Genomic DNA, 14,569 nt, shown 5'->3' on the forward strand with positions numbered 1-14,569 from the left:
GGAAGGCCGCGGCGAACGGGGGCGCCTGCAACGCGAGCCGCCGACGCAACGGGCCTCCGCCGGGGGCCGTTCAGGAGACAGAATGACCGCAGGTACCGCTCTGGGGCGTGGCCCGAGCCGCGAGGATTTCGCAGCCCTCCTCGAGGAGAGCTTCCTCGAACACGAGATCACCGAAGGCTCCGTCGTCAAGGGTCGCGTCGTCGCGATCGAGAAGGACGTGGCCGTCATCGACATCGGCGCCAAGACGGAAGGCCGTGTCGCGCTCAAGGAATTCACCGGTCCCGGCCGCGAGGGCGAGCTGAAGGTCGGCGACGAGGTCGAGGTCTACGTCGACCGGATCGAGAACGCGCTCGGCGAGGCCGTCATCTCGCGCGACAAGGCGCGCCGCGAGGAGAGCTGGGTCAAGCTTGAGAAGTCGTTCGAGAACAACGACCGCGTCACCGGCACGATCTTCAACCAGGTCAAGGGCGGCTACACGGTCGACCTCGACGGCGCCGTGGCGTTCCTGCCGCGCTCGCAGGTCGACATCCGCCCGGTCCGCGACGTCACCCCGCTGCTGGGCACCCCGCAGCCGTTCCAGATCCTCAAGATGGATCGCCGCCGCGGCAACATCGTCGTGTCGCGCCGGACCGTCCTCGAGGAGAGCCGCGCCGAGCAGCGCTCCGAGCTGGTGGCCAACCTCGAGGAAGGTCAGGTCATCGACGGCGTCGTCAAGAACATCACCGAGTACGGCGCGTTCGTCGACCTCGGCGGGATCGACGGCCTGCTGCACGTCACCGACATGGCGTGGCGCCGCGTGAACCACCCGTCCGAGGTGGTCACGATCGGCCAGACCGTGAAGGTCAAGATCATCAAGATCAACCACGAGACGCACCGCATCTCGCTCGGCATCAAGCAGCTGCTCGCCGATCCGTGGGAGGGCATCGCCGCCCGCTACCCGGAGGGCGCCAAGCTCAAGGGCCGCGTGACCAACATCACCGATTACGGCGCCTTCGTGGAGCTGGAGCCGGGGATCGAGGGCCTGATCCACGTCTCCGAGATGAGCTGGACCAAGAAGAACGTCCATCCGGGCAAGATCGTCTCCACCTCCCAGGAGGTCGAGGTTCAGATCCTGGAGGTCGATCCGGTCAAGCGCCGGATCTCGCTGGGCCTCAAGCAGACCCTGCAGAACCCCTGGGAGGCCTTCGCCGAGAAGCACCCGGTCGGTTCCGAGGTCGAGGGCGAGGTCAAGAACAAGACCGAGTTCGGCCTGTTCATCGGCCTCGAGGGCGACGTCGACGGCATGGTCCACCTGTCGGATCTCGACTGGAACCGTCCCGGCGAGCAGGTCATCGAGGAGTTCAAGAAGGGCGACATGGTCCGCGCCCAGGTTCTCGACGTCGACGTCGAGAAGGAGCGGATCTCGCTGGGCGTGAAGCAGCTCGGCGGTGACCCCTTCGCCGAGGCCGGCGAGATCAAGAAGGGTCAGATCGTCACCTGTGAGGTGGTCGAGGTGAAGGATGCCGGCGTCGAGGTGAAGATCGTCGACACCGACATGCAGACCTTCATCCGCCGGGCCGAACTCGCCCGCGACCGCGGCGACCAGCGCCCCGAGCGCTTCGCCACCGGCGAGAAGTTCGACGCCCGCGTCGTCCAGTTCGACCGGAAGGCCCGCCGCGTGCAGGTCTCGATCAAGGCCCTCGAGGTCGCCGAGGAGAAGGAGGCCATGGCCCAGTTCGGCTCTGCCGATTCGGGTGCCTCCCTCGGCGACATCCTCGGCGCCGCCTTCAACAAGAAGCGCTCCGACGACGAGTGAGACACTGGCTCCGCCGCCCGGCCTGTCCGGGCGGCGGAGCCGACGGTTGAGACCCGCGCGGGACCCCGGTCCCGGGCGGGTTTTTCTTTGGGCGCCGGCAATCCAAGGTTGCCAGGAGCGCGCGGCCGGTCCGGTCGTGCCGCCCGACGCGACAGCGACGGGCGGCCCCGTCATTTTCTTCGCGCGCCCCGTATCCAGGCCCGCGGAAAATGCTCTAGAACACCGGCCTCGCTCGGCTCGGGCCGGGCGAGCCGAAGGAAACCAAGGACTTGCCCGGCGCGGGGGTACGCCTCCCGCACCCCGTCGAGGGGCCGGTCGGGGTGCTTTAGGGGAAGCGACAGCATGGCAGCCGATGCCGAACTGCTGATTGACCGGCGGCGCCTGCGCCGCAGGTTGTCCCTCTGGCGCGTGCTCGGCGTCGGCGGCCTCATCGTGGCGGTCGGGGCCCTCGGGTACCGGGTGCGGACGGGCGCGGACGGCGCCTTCGCGGTGCAGCCCCAGATCGCCCGCATCTCCGTCTCGGGCTTCATCGCCGGGAGCGAGGCCACCGCCAAGCTGATGAAGCGGGTCGGCGATTCGGACGCCGTGAAGGGCGTGATCGTCTCGATCAACTCGCCGGGCGGCACGACTACGGGCTCGGAGGAGATCTTCCGCAACCTCCGGGCGCTCGCCGCCAAGAAGCCGATCGTGGCCTTCGTGGACGGCACCGCCGCGTCCGGCGCCTACATCACCGCGATCGCGGCCGATCACATCGTCGCGCGCGAGACCAGCCTGGTCGGCTCGATCGGCGTGCTGTTCCAGTACCCCGACTTCTCGGGTCTGCTGGACAAGGTCGGCGTCAAGGTCGAGTCGGTGAAGTCGTCGCCGCTCAAGGCCGAGCCCTCGGGCTTCACCCCGACCTCGCCGGAGGCGCGCGCCGCGCTGGCCTCCGTGGTGGGCGACACCTACGCGTGGTTCAAGGGCCTCGTCGCGGAGCGCCGCGGCATGGATCCGGCCCAGCTCAGCACCGTCTCGGACGGACGGGTGTTCAGCGGGCGCCAGAGCGTGCCGCTGAAGCTCGTCGACGAGCTCGGCGGCGAGCGGCAGGCGGTGGCGTGGCTGGAGAGCGCCCGCGGCGTCCAGACGAACCTGCCGATCAAGGACTGGAAGCCTGCCTCGGAGAGCCGGTTCTCCCTGTGGTCGGCCGCCGGGATCGGCGCCGACCTCCTCGGCCTGGAAGGCCTGGCGGCGCGGCTGCGATCCGTCGGCGCCGAGGCCGAGGCCGCCCGAGGCGGGATGCTCGCCCTCTGGCGCCCGGAACCCTGAACGACCGCCGCCGCGCAGCCCGCCCCGATCCCGCGAGAAGATCCCACGCCATGATCAAGTCGGAGCTCGTCCTCAAGATCGCCGAGCAGAACCCGCATCTCTACCAGCGCGACGTGGAGATCCTGGTCAACGCGATCCTCGACACCATTTCCGACGCGCTGGCCCGCGGCGACCGGGTCGAGCTGCGCGGCTTCGGCGCTTTCTCGGTCAAGCGCCGGGAGGCGCGCCGGGGACGCAACCCGCGCACGGGTGCCGCCGTTGCCGTGTCCGAGAAGGCGATCCCCGTGTTCAAGACCGGCAAGGAGATGCGCCAGCGCCTGAACGCCGCCGGGATCGGCGAGAATGCCTCGGCCGCCGAGTAGGAAGGACCTGTGAGCGCGATGATCCGTTTCCTGAAGAGCCTCGTGCTGCTGCCGATCGCCGCCCTGGTGATCCTCCTGGCGGTGGCCAATCGCGCGCCGGTGCGGCTCTCCTTCGATCCGTTCAACGTGGACGCGCCGGTCTTCAGCGTCGATCTCCCGCTCTACGCGATCCTGTTCGGCGCGGTGGCCCTGGGCATCGTGGTGGGCGGCATCTTCACGTGGCTCGGCCAGGGCAAGACCCGCGCGCGGGCGCGCTATCACCGCCGCGAGGCCGTCCGGCACGAGCGCGAGGCGACCCGCCTGCGGGCCTACGCGCCGGAGACCGAGACCTCGGGCGTCTACACGGTCCCGAATACCGGCCGGACGGCCCTGCCGGCCCCGCGCTGAGGCGGCCCCCTCAGCGCCGGCCGCGCGCGGCCGCCACGAAGGCCGCGATCTTCGCCGGATCCTTCACCCCGGGCGCCGTCTCGACACCCGACGAGACGTCGACGGCGCCGATCCCCGTGCGGGCGAGGGCGTCGGCCACGTTTCCGGCATCCAGTCCGCCCGACAGCATGGTCCCGGGCGGGAGCGCGGCGCCGCGCAGGATCTCCCAATCGAAGCGCCGGCCGTTGCCGCCCGGCAGGGCGGCGTCCGGCGGCGCCTTGGCGTCCAGCAGGATCCGGTCGGCGACCGCCGCGTAGGCCGGCAGGGCCGCGAGATCCGCCGACGTCGCGATGCCGAGCGCCTTCATCACCGGCCGCCCGGTCCGGGCACGGATCGCCGCGACGCGCTCCGGGCTCTCCCGGCCGTGGAGCTGGACGAGATCCGGATCCACCGCCTCGACGGACGCGGCGAGAAGCGCGTCGTCCGGATCGACGAGCAGGATGACCCGCTCGGCCCGGCCGCGGGCCAGAGCGGACAGCGCGGCGGCCCCCGCCAGCGCCACGTGCCGGGGACTGCGGGGGAAGTGCACGAGGCCGATCCAGTCCGCCCCGGCCTCCAGAGCGGCGGTCAGGGTCGCTTCGGTGCTGAGCCCGCAGATCTTCACGCGGGTCGGGGGCGGGGAGGAGGCCATCGGTCTCCTATAGCCGATCCCGCACCGACGAGCAGGCCCGCGGCGCGCCGAGCGGTCATACCGGTCGCGCCCGCACCGCCCACCCGGCAGTGCCGGCCGGCAGGGCCGCTCGCCTAGTACAGGGCCGGCACGTAGACGTTCGGGATCGGGAAGCCGCTGAAGACGAGCTTGCCGTCGACGAGCCGCAGCGGCGGGAGCGCCTTCAGCGGCGTCCCGTCGGCCGGCGCGTCGGGGCCGGGGCGCTGGGCCAGCCCCAGGAGCCCGCCGACCAGCTGGCCCACCAGCGCGCCCCGGTCCGAGCCGAAGCGCTGGCCGACGATGCTGCCGACCAGCGCGTCGACGCCGGCCGCCCGCAGGTCGATCTGCCCGGCGGGCCGGTGGGCGGCGTCGAGGGCGAGGCTGCCCTTCGCCTGGACGCGCTGCGGGCCCTTGGCGAGCGACAGGGCCGTCAGGTCCAGGGCACCGCCGGCCTGACGCCAGCGCTCCAGCTCGCGCGCCACCGTCCCGGTGCGCAGCACGGTCGCCTGCGTCAGGGTCGCGTCCAGGGCGAGGTCGGCCGGATCCTGCGTTCCGGTTACCGCGTCGAGCTGCGGAACCGCCGCCTGGTTCAGGCGCAGGCTGACATCCACGGCGCCGTCGGAGTCGAAGCGGCCCGGGCTCGGCCGGGCATGCAGCTCGAGGTGCCGCCCCGAGACCGCGATCGGGCCGGGCTCGGCGCCCGTCACGGTGATGTCGGGCTTGTCGACGACCAGGGACGCGCGGCTGAAGCCCCCCGCGGCGCCGTGGAAGCTGCCCTGGAGCGCGGTCCAGGACGCGTCGCCGGTCAGCGGGCCCTGCTCGACGTGGAAGGGGCCCGCGCTCTCGAAGACGACCAGGCGGGGCTGGTAGATCTGCGCCACCGCTGTGCTCGGGCCGAGCCGGAAGCGCCCGTCGGCGCGCTCGAGGGTCACGGCGCTGCAGCGCAGTTCCAGGCGGAACGGGTAGCCGCCGAGGGATCGGTCCGCGCAGGTCCAGGTGCGTCCGGCGGTCGCCTCGCGGGCGATCCAGCCGTCGATCTCGCTGGCCGCGCGCTCCCGCATCCACAGCCAGCCGGCCGACCAGCCCACGACCACGAGTGCGAGCAGGATGTAGGGCAGGAACAGCCCCCGCCGGGATCGCCGCGCGCCCCGTACCGGAGCTGTCTCAGCGGCACCCTCCGGCCGCGTCCGATCCTGCACCATGCGTTCCGCTCCCCGACCCGTCCCCGCGGGGACATCGTGACCCCGGCTTGTGGCCACGCAAGGGGCGAAACTGGGGCAGCACCGCCACGGGTCGACCGCCGCGGACGCGATCCGTCCGCGCGCGGCGCGTTCCCGGTCAGACCTGCGCCGGCTCGACGGTGTCGACCTGCAGATCCTCGACGATCGCCGTCCGCTCGGCCTCGTTCTCGGCGAGGCGGTGGACGTGCATCTCGGTGGCGCCCCGGCGGCGGACACGGTCGAGCCAGGTCCGGCGCAGGTGGTCGCGCGGGCTCTCGCTGGAACTCGCCACCGAGACCATCTCGGCGATGCCGGCGTTGTCCCGGCGGACGGCGATCACCACGGCCTGCGCCATCTCGTCGAGGTCGAAGCCGCCGGCCGGGTGGACACCGACCACGTAGCGCCGGCCGGAGCGGCCGCGCCAGGCCGAGAGCGGGAGCGCGGGGGAGCCGCGCAGACCCGCGGTCGTCTTGAGGCGTTCTTCACGCACATCCTGCCTCCGGGTGCGATCGTCCTTCAGGTCGCGGAGCGCGGCCGACCAGGACAGGGCTCTTCTGTTCGCCATTTGTTCTAACCTAACGCGCGATATCCACAGGCGTCAAGGGCGACGTTCCTAGAGCGAGATGTGGCGACGATGCCCGTTATCCACAAGCCGCCGGGCGCCGGTCCGACGCGGAAAACCGCGCTCGCGAACGGCTCAGCGTCGGGCGTCTGCGGCGGCCGGCGCCTCGTCGGCCGGCACGGCGTGCCCCTCGGCTGCGAGGCCCTGGAGGCCGCCCTCGACGAGGGCGTTCGAGGCCGTCTCGAGCCGCTCCTGGGCCAGCGCCTGGAACTCCTGGCGGGGCAGGCCCGGCGGGATGGGCGGCAGGAACTCGATCACCGCCCGGCCCGGCCGGCGCACGAGGCTGTTGCGCGACCAGAACAGGCCGGTGTTCAGCGCCACGGGCAGGCAAGGCACGTTCAGGGCGGTGTAGAGGTGCGAGAGCCCCTGCTTGTAGGCGGGCGGCGCCCCGACCGGACGCCGGGTGCCCTCGGGGAAGATGATGAGCTGGCGGCCGTCCCGGATCGCCGCGCCGGCGGCGGCGTTCATCAGGCTCATGGCCCGGCTGCCCTTCGACCGGTCGATCGCCACCATGCCGCTGCGCGACAGGTACCAGCCGATCAGCGGGATAAGCAGCAGCTCCTTCTTCAGGATGTAGGCGAAGTTCGGCAGCACCGTGCAGAGGGCCAGCGTCTCCAGGGCCGACTGGTGCTTGGCGGCCACCAGCAGGGGGCCGGCCGGGATGTTCTCCAGCCCGCGGAACTCGACCCGCGTTCCCGCGACGACCCGCAGGAGCCACAGGGTGATCCGCCCCCAGGCGCGGGCGAGCCGCAGCACCGACCGGCCGGAGACCAGCATGGGCAGGCCGGCGAAGGCCAGGACCGTCGTGACGGCGTAGAAGCAGATGTTGAAGGCGAGAGAGCGGAGGGCGAGCATCGGGAACCGTGTCGTGGCGGCTCCCCTGTAGCGCGCCCGCGTGTCCGCGGCCAAGGGCGACGTGCCGGGCGGCGTCAGGTCCCCTCGGGGCGATGCCCGTCCCGGACGAGCCCCGCGCCGCGCCCGGCGACCAGCCAGTAGACCAGGCCGGCGCTGGCACCGACCGCGAACAGGATCAGCGTCAGGCGCGCCTCGCCCGCGAGGAGGGCGGCGTCGCGGGCGCCGCCGGACCGGAGCGCGCCGCGCGTCAGCCAGGGGAGGGCGGCGGTGAGCAGCCCGCAGCCGGCGCCGTACCACAGCAGGCCGCGGCGCCCGAGGATCTCACCGCCGAAGCCGATCACGGCCGGGGGTACGAACAGCAGCGCGAACAGCGCCTTGGCGAGGCCGGCGAGGAGCAGGGCGAGCCCCTCCGGCGGCAGCCCGGCCGAGAGGTCCGGCAGGGCCATGTCGAGTCCGGCGAGCGCCCCGCCGGACAGCCAGGCCTGCGCGGCCGGGTCGACGAGCAGCGCCAGGACCAGGACCGCGAGACCCGTGGGGACAGCGAGCAGGAGGGCGAAGGCCCCTAGAATCAGGCGACCGAGGGCGTGCATGCCGCGAGCCTCTACACCGGGTGCCCCCGCCCGTCGCGCGGAAGCCGCGCCCGATCCTCGCGGATCCGGCGCGGCTTCCATCGTTCCGCGGCCCGGGGGGCGTATGCCGTCAGCCGTGGGCCGGGGCCGCGCCGCCGGGATCGCCGTGCGTGTGCTTCTTCCGGAACCGGCCCAGCCAGATCGAGAAGTGGCGGATCACCACGTAGAAGACCGGGGTCAGGAACAGGCCGAAGAAGGTCGCGCCGATCATCCCGAAGAACACCGCGGTGCCGAGCGCCTGGCGCATCTCGGCGCCGGGGCCGGTCGCCACGACCAGCGGAAGGGTGCCGAGGATGAACGCGAAGGCGGTCATCAGGATCGGGCGCAGGCGGAGACGGCAGGCCTCGACCGCCGCCTCGACCGGGCCGCGATGCTCCCGCTGCTCGATGTCGTGCGCGAACTCGACGATCAGGATCGCGTTCTTCGCCGCGAGGCCGATGAGCACGATCAGGCCGATCTGGGTCAGGATGTTGTTGTCTTGCCCCCGGAACTGCACGCCCGCGAGCGCGGCGAGCACGCCGGTCGGCACCACCAGCAGGATCGCGAGCGGCAGCGCCCAGGATTCGTACTGCGCGGCGAGCACGAGGAAGACCAGCAGCACGCCGAGGGCGAAGACCGCGCCGGCCGTGCCGCTCGCCGCCTTCTGCTGGTAGGCGATCTCGGTCCAGTCGTACGAGTAGCCGTCGGGCAGCGCCTTCTTGGCGATCTCCTCCATGGCGGTGAGCGCCTGTCCGGTGGAGACGCCGGGCTTGGCCACGCCCTGCACCGGGACCGAGTAGTACAGGTTGAACCGCTGCACGATCTGCGGACCGGTCACGTCCCGCACCGAAGCGAGGGTGCCCATCGGCACCAGGGCGCCGGTGGAGGAGCGCACCTTGATCTGCGAGATGTCCTGCACCGACGTGCGGAACGCCGCGTCGCCCTGCAGGCGCACCTGGTAGATGCGGCCCAGGGTGTTGAAATCGTTGACGTAGGTGCCGCCGAGATCCGCCTGGACCGACGAGAACACGTTGGCCAGCGGCACGTTCAGCATCCGCGCGATGGTGCGGTCGATGTCGAGGAAGAGCTGCGGCGTCGAGTTGTCGAAAGTCGTGAACACGCGCTGCACGTCCGCGCTCTGGTTCGCCTGGGCGATCACCTCGCCGGCGGCGGCCATGAGCGGGCCGATATCCGAGGATTGGCGGCTCTCGATCTGCATCTTGAAGCCGCCGCCGTTGCCGAGACCGCGGACGGGCGGGGGCGGGATGACGATGACCCGCGCCTCTTGGATGTCCGAGGTGGCCTTCAGCACGTCGCCGGTGATGACGGCCGCGCTCCGACCCACTTCCGCGCGCTCCTTCGCCCCCTTGAGGGTCAGGAACATCACGCCGGCATTGGTCGTGTTGGTGAAGGTCGCGCCGTCGAAGCCCGCGATGATCACCGCGTTGGCCACGCCGTCGACCGTCCGGGCCTGCTTGGCGGCGCGCAGGCACACCTCCGTGGTGCGGTCGAGGGAGGAGCCGGACGGGAGCTGGACGACGCCGATCAGGTAGCCCTGGTCCTGGTCCGGGATGAAGCCCGTGGGGGTCGTCTGCGCGAGGTGGAGCGTGCCAGCGATCACCGCGGCGTAGACCAGCAGCATCACGCCCAAGCCCACGATCCCGCCGGTGAGCACCCGGATCGTTCGGCCGTAGGCGTTCGACGTGGCGTCGAAGCCGCGGTTGAAGCCGTTCGCCAGCCAGTTCACGAACCGGGTCAGGAAGAACTTCGGCTCCTTGCGGGCGTGGTGGGGCACCAGCAGCAGCTTGCAGAGCGCCGGCGACAGGGTCAGCGAGTTGAAGGCCGAGATCAGGGTCGAGGCCGCGATGGTGAGCGCGAACTGCTTGTAGAACTGGCCCGAGATGCCCGGGATGAACGCCGTCGGCACGAACACCGCGGCGAGCACCAGCGCGATGGCGATGACCGCGCCGCCGACCTCGTCCATGGTCTTGTGGGCGGCGTCGCCCGGCGACAGGCCCTCGGCCATGTTGCGCTCGACGTTCTCCACCACCACGATCGCGTCGTCGACCACGATGCCGATCGCGAGCACCAGCCCGAACAGGGTCAGGTTGTTCAGCGAGAAGCCGAAGGCGGCCATCGCCGCGAAGGTGCCGATCAGCGAGACCGGGATCGCGATGACCGGGATCAGGGCGGTCCGCCAGCTCTGGAGGAACACCAGGACCACGATGACCACGAGGCCGACCGCCTCGAACAGGGTCTTGTAGACCTCGTGGATCGATTCCTCGATGAACTCCGTCGGGTTGTAGGCGATGCGGTACTCGACGTCCGGCGGGAAGTTCTTCTTGACCTCCTCCATCACCTTCTTGACCGACGCCGCCGCGTCGAGCGCGTTGGTGCCCGGCCGCTGGAAGGCGCCGATGCCGACCGCGGGCGTGTCGTTGAGGAACGAGTTGGTCGTGTAGTCCTTCTGGCCCATCTCGACGCGGGCGATGTCCTTGACCCGGACGAGGCGCCCGTCCTGCGCCTTGATGATCACCTCGGCGAACTGCTCGGGCGTCTTGAACCGCGCCTGCGACTGCACGACGAGCTGGAACGCCTCGCCCTTGGCGGCCGGCGGACCGTTCAGCTGGCCGGCGGCCACCTGCACGTTCTGCTCCTGCAGGGCCGTCGTGACGTCGGTGACCGAGAGGCCGTAGGCGGCGAGCTTGTTCGGGTCGACCCAGACGCGCTCGGCGTACTCGTTACCGCCGAAGATGGTGATGTCGCCGACGCCGTCGAGGCGCAGCAGCTCGTCGCGGATGTTCAGGTAGATGTAGTTGGCGAGGTAATTCTGGTCATAGGTCTTGTTCGGCGAGAGCAGGTGCACGACCAGCATCAGGTCGGGCGAGGCCTTGCGGACCGTGACGCCGAGGTTGCGCACGTCCGGCGGCAGGCGCGGCTGCGCCACCGAGAGCCGGTTCTGCACCAGCACGTTCGCGATATCGAGGTTGGTGCCGACCTTGAAGGTCACGGTCAGCAGCATGTTGCCGTCGTTGGTCGACAACGACGTCATGTAGAGCATGTTGTCGACGCCGTTGACCTCCTGCTCGATCGGCGTCGCGATCGTGGCGGCCACGGTCTCGGCGTTGGCGCCCGGGTAGGAGGCGCGCACCGTCACGGTCGGCGGCACGATCTCGGGGTACTGCGAGACCGGCAGGCTCTCGTAGGCCACGAAGCCGAGGATCAGGAACACGATCGACGTGACGGACGCGAAGATCGGTCTGTCGACGAAGAAATGGGCGAAACGCATCGGTCAAACCTCTGAGGCCCGCCGGTCTCCCGGACGGGGCCCTGCGTCGTCGGTGCGGGGCGCGCCGCGCGGCGCGCACGAAGGCGTTCGTGTCGAGCCGCGCGGGCTCAGGTCTTGCTCGGGGGCAATTCGATCGTCTCGGGGGTGACCTTCGCGCCCGGACGGACACGAGACAGCCCGTTGACCACCACGGTCTCGTCGCCCTTCAGCCCTGACTGGATCACCCGGTAGCCGTCGACCTTCGGTCCCAGCACGACGTCCTTCTGCTGGATCACGTTCTCGGGCCCGACGATGTAGACGATCCGCTTGTCCTGATTGGCCGCCACGGCGTCGTCGGGCAGCAGGATGCCCTGGAACGGCTTGGTCGCCGGCATCGAGACGATGCCGAACAGGCCGGGCTTGATGAACAGGTCGGGGTTCGGGACGGTCGCGCGCAGCAGGATCGTGCCGGTGGCGTTGTCGACGCGGTTGTCGACGAAGTCGAGCGTGCCCTTGCGGGTGGGCTTCGCCTCGCCGGACAGGGCGATCAGGATCGGCACGCCCTTACCCTGCTGGGTCTGGCCCATGCCGATGCCGAGGCTGTTCTGGTACTTGAGGAACGACTTCTCATCGACCGTGTAGCTGAAATAGATCGGGTCGAGGGACACGATCGTCGTCAGCATGGTCTGGTCGGCGCTGACGATGTTGCCCTCGGTCACCAGGCGGCGGCTGATACGGCCGTTGATCGGCGCCTTCACCTCGCTGAAGTCGTAGTTCAGCTGGGCGTTGTTGAGGGCGGCCTGGGCGCTGTCGACGTCGGCCTGGGCGGTCTGCGAGGCCTGCCGGCGCTGGTCGGTGACCTGCTCGGAGATGTTGCCGCTGCGGGACAGGGTCTGCGCGCGCTCCAGGTCCGTCTGCGAGAAGGACTGGCGCGCCTTGGCGGAGGCCAGGGCCGCCTGGGCCTGCTCCAGCGCCGCCTTGTAGGGGCGCCGGTCGATCACGAACAGGACGTCGCCCTTCTTCACCGTCTGGCCGTCGACGAAGTTGATCTTCTCGAGGTAGCCGGTGACGCGGGCGCGGACCTCGACGTAATCGATCGCGTCGAAGCGGCCGGTATACTGATCCTGCTCGACGATCTGGCGCACCACGGGCTTGGCCACGGTGACCTTGGGCGGCGGGCCGCCCGGCGCCTGCGCGCGGGCCGAAGTCGCGAGGGGGCCTGCCGCGAGAGCCGCGATCAGGCCAGACAAGACGGTGAGTAGGCTGGGAAGCCGGCTGCGCATCGGGTCCTGCTGTCCGTTGGCCGACCGTCCGGTCGCGCCGAGCTTGACGATTGTTCCGCCGCGGGTGCGCCGTAACCCGCGGTCGACGGTGTTGCTTGTGCGCGAACGCACATCACGGTCCCGCGAGCCGGATTGAAACGGCAGATTAGGCGACAGTTTCGCCCGCGCTGTACCAGTCCTTGAAACCGCCCTTGTAGTGTTCGGCGAGGTCGAGCCCGGCATTCTGCGCCGCCATGAGCGCGTGAACCGAGCGGACGCCCGAGGCGCACGAGAACACCGCCCGCCGGCCGTCCTCGGCGACGAGGGCCGCGACCGCCTGCGGGTCGAAGCCGGAGAGCGGGTGCGAGACGGCGCCGGGGATGTGCCCGGCCTCGTACTCGTGCGATTCACGGACGTCGATGAGCAGCATCGAGCCGTCATCGAGCCCTTGCTTGACCGTCTCGCGATCGAGGTCGACCACCCGCATCGGCAGGATCTCCGTTCCGCCCGCTCTCGGCCAGGCTGGCTGACTGACGCTTTTCCTTATTCGTCAGACTCCGGCGGCGCAACGTGCGTCGTCGTCCCGCGGTCGCGGGCCGCGACCGTCGGCCGGCGGGCAGGCGTCTGGGTCCGGCGCGGATCGGCGGTCGCCGTCAGAGCGCCGCGAGGGTCGGCGCCACGGCCGCGAAATGCGCGGGCCAGTCCGGCGGCCGGTACCCGGTCAGACGGCCGGCTAGTTCGGCGCGGAGCGACCCGTCGGGCCGCGCGAGCGCCTCGATCGCCTCGATCCAGCCCGGACCGTCCAGGGGATCGCGGAACAGCGCGAAGCCGTCGGCGATCTCGCGGTGGACGGCGATGTCAGAGGCGATTACCGGCAGCCCCGAGGCCGCGGCCTCGACGACGGGGATGCCGTAGCCCTCGGTGAAGGACGGCATCAGCAGGGCGGTGCAGCTGCGCATCAGTGCCGCCAGACCGTGGGTCGACAATCCCGAGGCCTCGATGACGTGGGCGCGCACGCCGGGGCAGCGCTCCAGCATGTCGATGGCGCTCTCCGCCTCCCAGCCCCGGCGCCCGACCACGACGAGCCGGGGTGCCGCCGCCCCGTGGCGCTCGGCCAGGAGCCGCCAGATCTGGAACAGCAGCAGGTGGTTCTTGCGCGACTCGATGGTGCCGCAGACCAGGAAGGTCGGCCGGTCGGGGGTGAACCGGGGCCCGGCGTGGCCGAAGGCGGGCTCGACCCCGAGATGGCCCACGGCCACCGGCGGCCGCCCGAACCCCTCGGCGGCGAGATGCGCGAGGGTGCGCCGGCCGGTATCCTCCGAATTCACCAGGATGGCGGAGGCGTGCCGCCCGATCGTGCGCAGGCGCGCCCGGTGCCGGTCGGCCTCACCGGACCGGCCGTATTCCGGGTGGGTGATCGGGATGAGGTCGTGGACGAAGAACGCCGCCCGGACGTCCCGCCGGGTATAGAGCCAGTCGAACCGCCGCGGGTCGTCGAGGCGCAGGTGCGAGGTGTGCAGGTAGAGCGCGTCCCGGGGCAGGATCGCGACCGACCGGCCGCGCAGCGCGATGTCGACGGTCTTGCGCGCCTGGATCCGCCGCCGGTCGGCGGACCCGGCCTGCGGTGCGGCGCCGGGCGCCGGCGCGGCGGGATCGCCGCAGCGGGACGCGAGCCGCCGGTAGACCGGGTCCGACGCGGCGTCCCGGTCCTCGACCCAGCCGGCCGCCACGGCCTCGACGATCTCCAGCGCCTGCGCGCGGTCGAGGATGCGCGGTCCGAACGCCGTGGAGACGACGCCGACGCCCGTCTCCGCCCGGCCGAGATAGGCGCGCGCGTAGGCGAGGTCGACGCGGTCGATGCCCGACGGGCTCGCGTGGCGCAGCCGCGTGACGAGGCGCGTGAGATCGAAGGCGATCGGTCGGTCCGTCATGATCCTCTGGCAATCGCGGGGGCGAGGCCTCCCCGTAGCGGGCCTGACCCGCGAGAGCCAGCACATCCGCGCGGCCCGCGCGCCGAAGGGCTTGCGCGGGCGCGGCGCGGAGGCTAAGAGCCGCGAGCCCTAGCGGCGTCGGAGTGTAGCGCAGCCCGGTTAGCGCACTAGTCTGGGGGACTAGGGGTCGTGGGTTCGAATCCCGCCACTCCGACCATTAAAGCCTTTCTGCTGAAAGGCTTTTTCCACGAACAACCGGCCGGCCG

Annotated in this window: 13 protein-coding genes and 1 tRNA gene; 5 read left to right on the top strand and 9 right to left on the bottom strand. The window is 71.2% G+C overall.

Translation table 11 applies throughout. The features are described from left to right. The first annotated feature begins 82 nt into the window (after positions 1–82). The 4 genes from rpsA (at position 83) to H288_RS0108550 (ending at position 3,849) form a co-directional block, all read left to right on the top strand. Positions 83–1,795 (top strand): 30S ribosomal protein S1, encoded by a 1,713-nt coding sequence (rpsA, locus tag H288_RS0108535; protein WP_010683172.1) that lies wholly within the window; start codon positions 83–85, stop codon positions 1,793–1,795. A 342-nt stretch (positions 1,796–2,137) separates the two neighbouring features. Then, on the top strand, positions 2,138–3,100 hold the full coding sequence (gene sppA, locus H288_RS0108540) for a signal peptide peptidase SppA (protein WP_020092171.1): 963 nt from the start codon (positions 2,138–2,140) through the stop codon (positions 3,098–3,100). A gap of 50 nt (positions 3,101–3,150) precedes the next feature. After that, positions 3,151–3,462 (top strand): integration host factor subunit beta, encoded by a 312-nt coding sequence (locus H288_RS0108545; RefSeq protein ID WP_012319412.1) that lies wholly within the window; start codon positions 3,151–3,153, stop codon positions 3,460–3,462. Positions 3,463–3,480: 18 nt separating this feature from the next. Continuing rightward, positions 3,481–3,849: a LapA family protein gene (locus H288_RS0108550; RefSeq protein ID WP_026604778.1), complete on the top strand. Its 369-nt coding sequence runs from the start codon at positions 3,481–3,483 to the stop codon at positions 3,847–3,849. 10 nt (positions 3,850–3,859) lie between these two features. On the opposite strand, the gene H288_RS0108555 is transcribed toward H288_RS0108550, so the two are convergent. The 9 genes from H288_RS0108555 to H288_RS0108595 form a co-directional block, all read right to left on the bottom strand. Then, complete coding sequence (locus tag H288_RS0108555; RefSeq protein WP_020092173.1) at positions 3,860–4,519, bottom strand: phosphoribosylanthranilate isomerase; 660 nt, start codon at positions 4,517–4,519, stop codon at positions 3,860–3,862. A gap of 113 nt (positions 4,520–4,632) precedes the next feature. Beyond that, the gene (locus H288_RS0108560; RefSeq protein ID WP_020092174.1) at positions 4,633–5,739 is read right to left on the bottom strand and encodes a DUF2125 domain-containing protein; all 1,107 of its coding nucleotides are present in this window, start codon (positions 5,737–5,739) and stop codon (positions 4,633–4,635) included. A 136-nt stretch (positions 5,740–5,875) separates the two neighbouring features. Then, complete coding sequence (locus H288_RS0108565; protein ID WP_012319408.1) at positions 5,876–6,322, bottom strand: hypothetical protein; 447 nt, start codon at positions 6,320–6,322, stop codon at positions 5,876–5,878. 132 nt (positions 6,323–6,454) lie between these two features. Further along, a complete protein-coding gene (locus H288_RS0108570) occupies positions 6,455–7,234 on the bottom strand; it encodes a lysophospholipid acyltransferase family protein (RefSeq protein ID WP_020092175.1) in 780 nt (259 codons plus the stop codon). A gap of 74 nt (positions 7,235–7,308) precedes the next feature. Further along, positions 7,309–7,824 carry a hypothetical protein gene (locus H288_RS0108575; RefSeq protein WP_020092176.1) on the bottom strand — a complete coding sequence of 172 codons (516 nt, stop codon included), beginning with the start codon at positions 7,822–7,824 and terminating at the stop codon, positions 7,309–7,311. Positions 7,825–7,933: 109 nt separating this feature from the next. Continuing rightward, a complete protein-coding gene (locus tag H288_RS0108580; protein WP_020092177.1) occupies positions 7,934–11,131 on the bottom strand; it encodes a multidrug efflux RND transporter permease subunit in 3,198 nt (1,065 codons plus the stop codon). 107 nt (positions 11,132–11,238) lie between these two features. Then, the gene (locus H288_RS0108585; RefSeq protein WP_026604779.1) at positions 11,239–12,393 is read right to left on the bottom strand and encodes an efflux RND transporter periplasmic adaptor subunit; all 1,155 of its coding nucleotides are present in this window, start codon (positions 12,391–12,393) and stop codon (positions 11,239–11,241) included. Positions 12,394–12,538: 145 nt separating this feature from the next. Continuing rightward, entirely contained in the window at positions 12,539–12,859 is a 321-nt protein-coding gene (locus H288_RS0108590; protein WP_020092179.1) for a rhodanese-like domain-containing protein, read from the bottom strand. Positions 12,860–13,025: 166 nt separating this feature from the next. Then, complete coding sequence (locus tag H288_RS0108595) at positions 13,026–14,303, bottom strand: glycosyltransferase family 1 protein (RefSeq protein ID WP_020092180.1); 1,278 nt, start codon at positions 14,301–14,303, stop codon at positions 13,026–13,028. Positions 14,304–14,442: 139 nt separating this feature from the next. Here H288_RS0108595 and H288_RS0108605 point away from each other — a divergent pair. Beyond that, positions 14,443–14,520: transfer RNA gene (locus tag H288_RS0108605), tRNA-Pro, on the top strand. The last annotated feature ends 49 nt before the right edge of the window (positions 14,521–14,569 follow it).

Origin of the sequence: Methylobacterium sp. 285MFTsu5.1 (assembly GCF_000383455.1) — a bacterium.
Classification (GTDB): Bacteria; Pseudomonadota; Alphaproteobacteria; order Rhizobiales; family Beijerinckiaceae; genus Methylobacterium.

Coding starts and splice junctions, on each gene's coding strand:
- H288_RS0108560 (WP_020092174.1), bottom strand. CDS start 5,739: ATGGTGCAGGATCGGACGCGGCCGGAGGGTGCCGCTGAGACAGCTCCG.
- H288_RS0108590 (WP_020092179.1), bottom strand. CDS start 12,859: ATGCGGGTGGTCGACCTCGATCGCGAGACGGTCAAGCAAGGGCTCGAT.
- H288_RS0108545 (WP_012319412.1), top strand. CDS start 3,151: ATGATCAAGTCGGAGCTCGTCCTCAAGATCGCCGAGCAGAACCCGCAT.
- H288_RS0108555 (WP_020092173.1), bottom strand. CDS start 4,519: ATGGCCTCCTCCCCGCCCCCGACCCGCGTGAAGATCTGCGGGCTCAGC.
- H288_RS0108580 (WP_020092177.1), bottom strand. CDS start 11,131: ATGCGTTTCGCCCATTTCTTCGTCGACAGACCGATCTTCGCGTCCGTC.
- H288_RS0108550 (WP_026604778.1), top strand. CDS start 3,481: ATGATCCGTTTCCTGAAGAGCCTCGTGCTGCTGCCGATCGCCGCCCTG.
- H288_RS0108570 (WP_020092175.1), bottom strand. CDS start 7,234: ATGCTCGCCCTCCGCTCTCTCGCCTTCAACATCTGCTTCTACGCCGTC.
- H288_RS0108575 (WP_020092176.1), bottom strand. CDS start 7,824: ATGCACGCCCTCGGTCGCCTGATTCTAGGGGCCTTCGCCCTCCTGCTC.
- sppA (WP_020092171.1), top strand. CDS start 2,138: ATGGCAGCCGATGCCGAACTGCTGATTGACCGGCGGCGCCTGCGCCGC.
- H288_RS0108595 (WP_020092180.1), bottom strand. CDS start 14,303: ATGACGGACCGACCGATCGCCTTCGATCTCACGCGCCTCGTCACGCGG.
- H288_RS0108565 (WP_012319408.1), bottom strand. CDS start 6,322: ATGGCGAACAGAAGAGCCCTGTCCTGGTCGGCCGCGCTCCGCGACCTG.
- rpsA (WP_010683172.1), top strand. CDS start 83: ATGACCGCAGGTACCGCTCTGGGGCGTGGCCCGAGCCGCGAGGATTTC.
- H288_RS0108585 (WP_026604779.1), bottom strand. CDS start 12,393: ATGCGCAGCCGGCTTCCCAGCCTACTCACCGTCTTGTCTGGCCTGATC.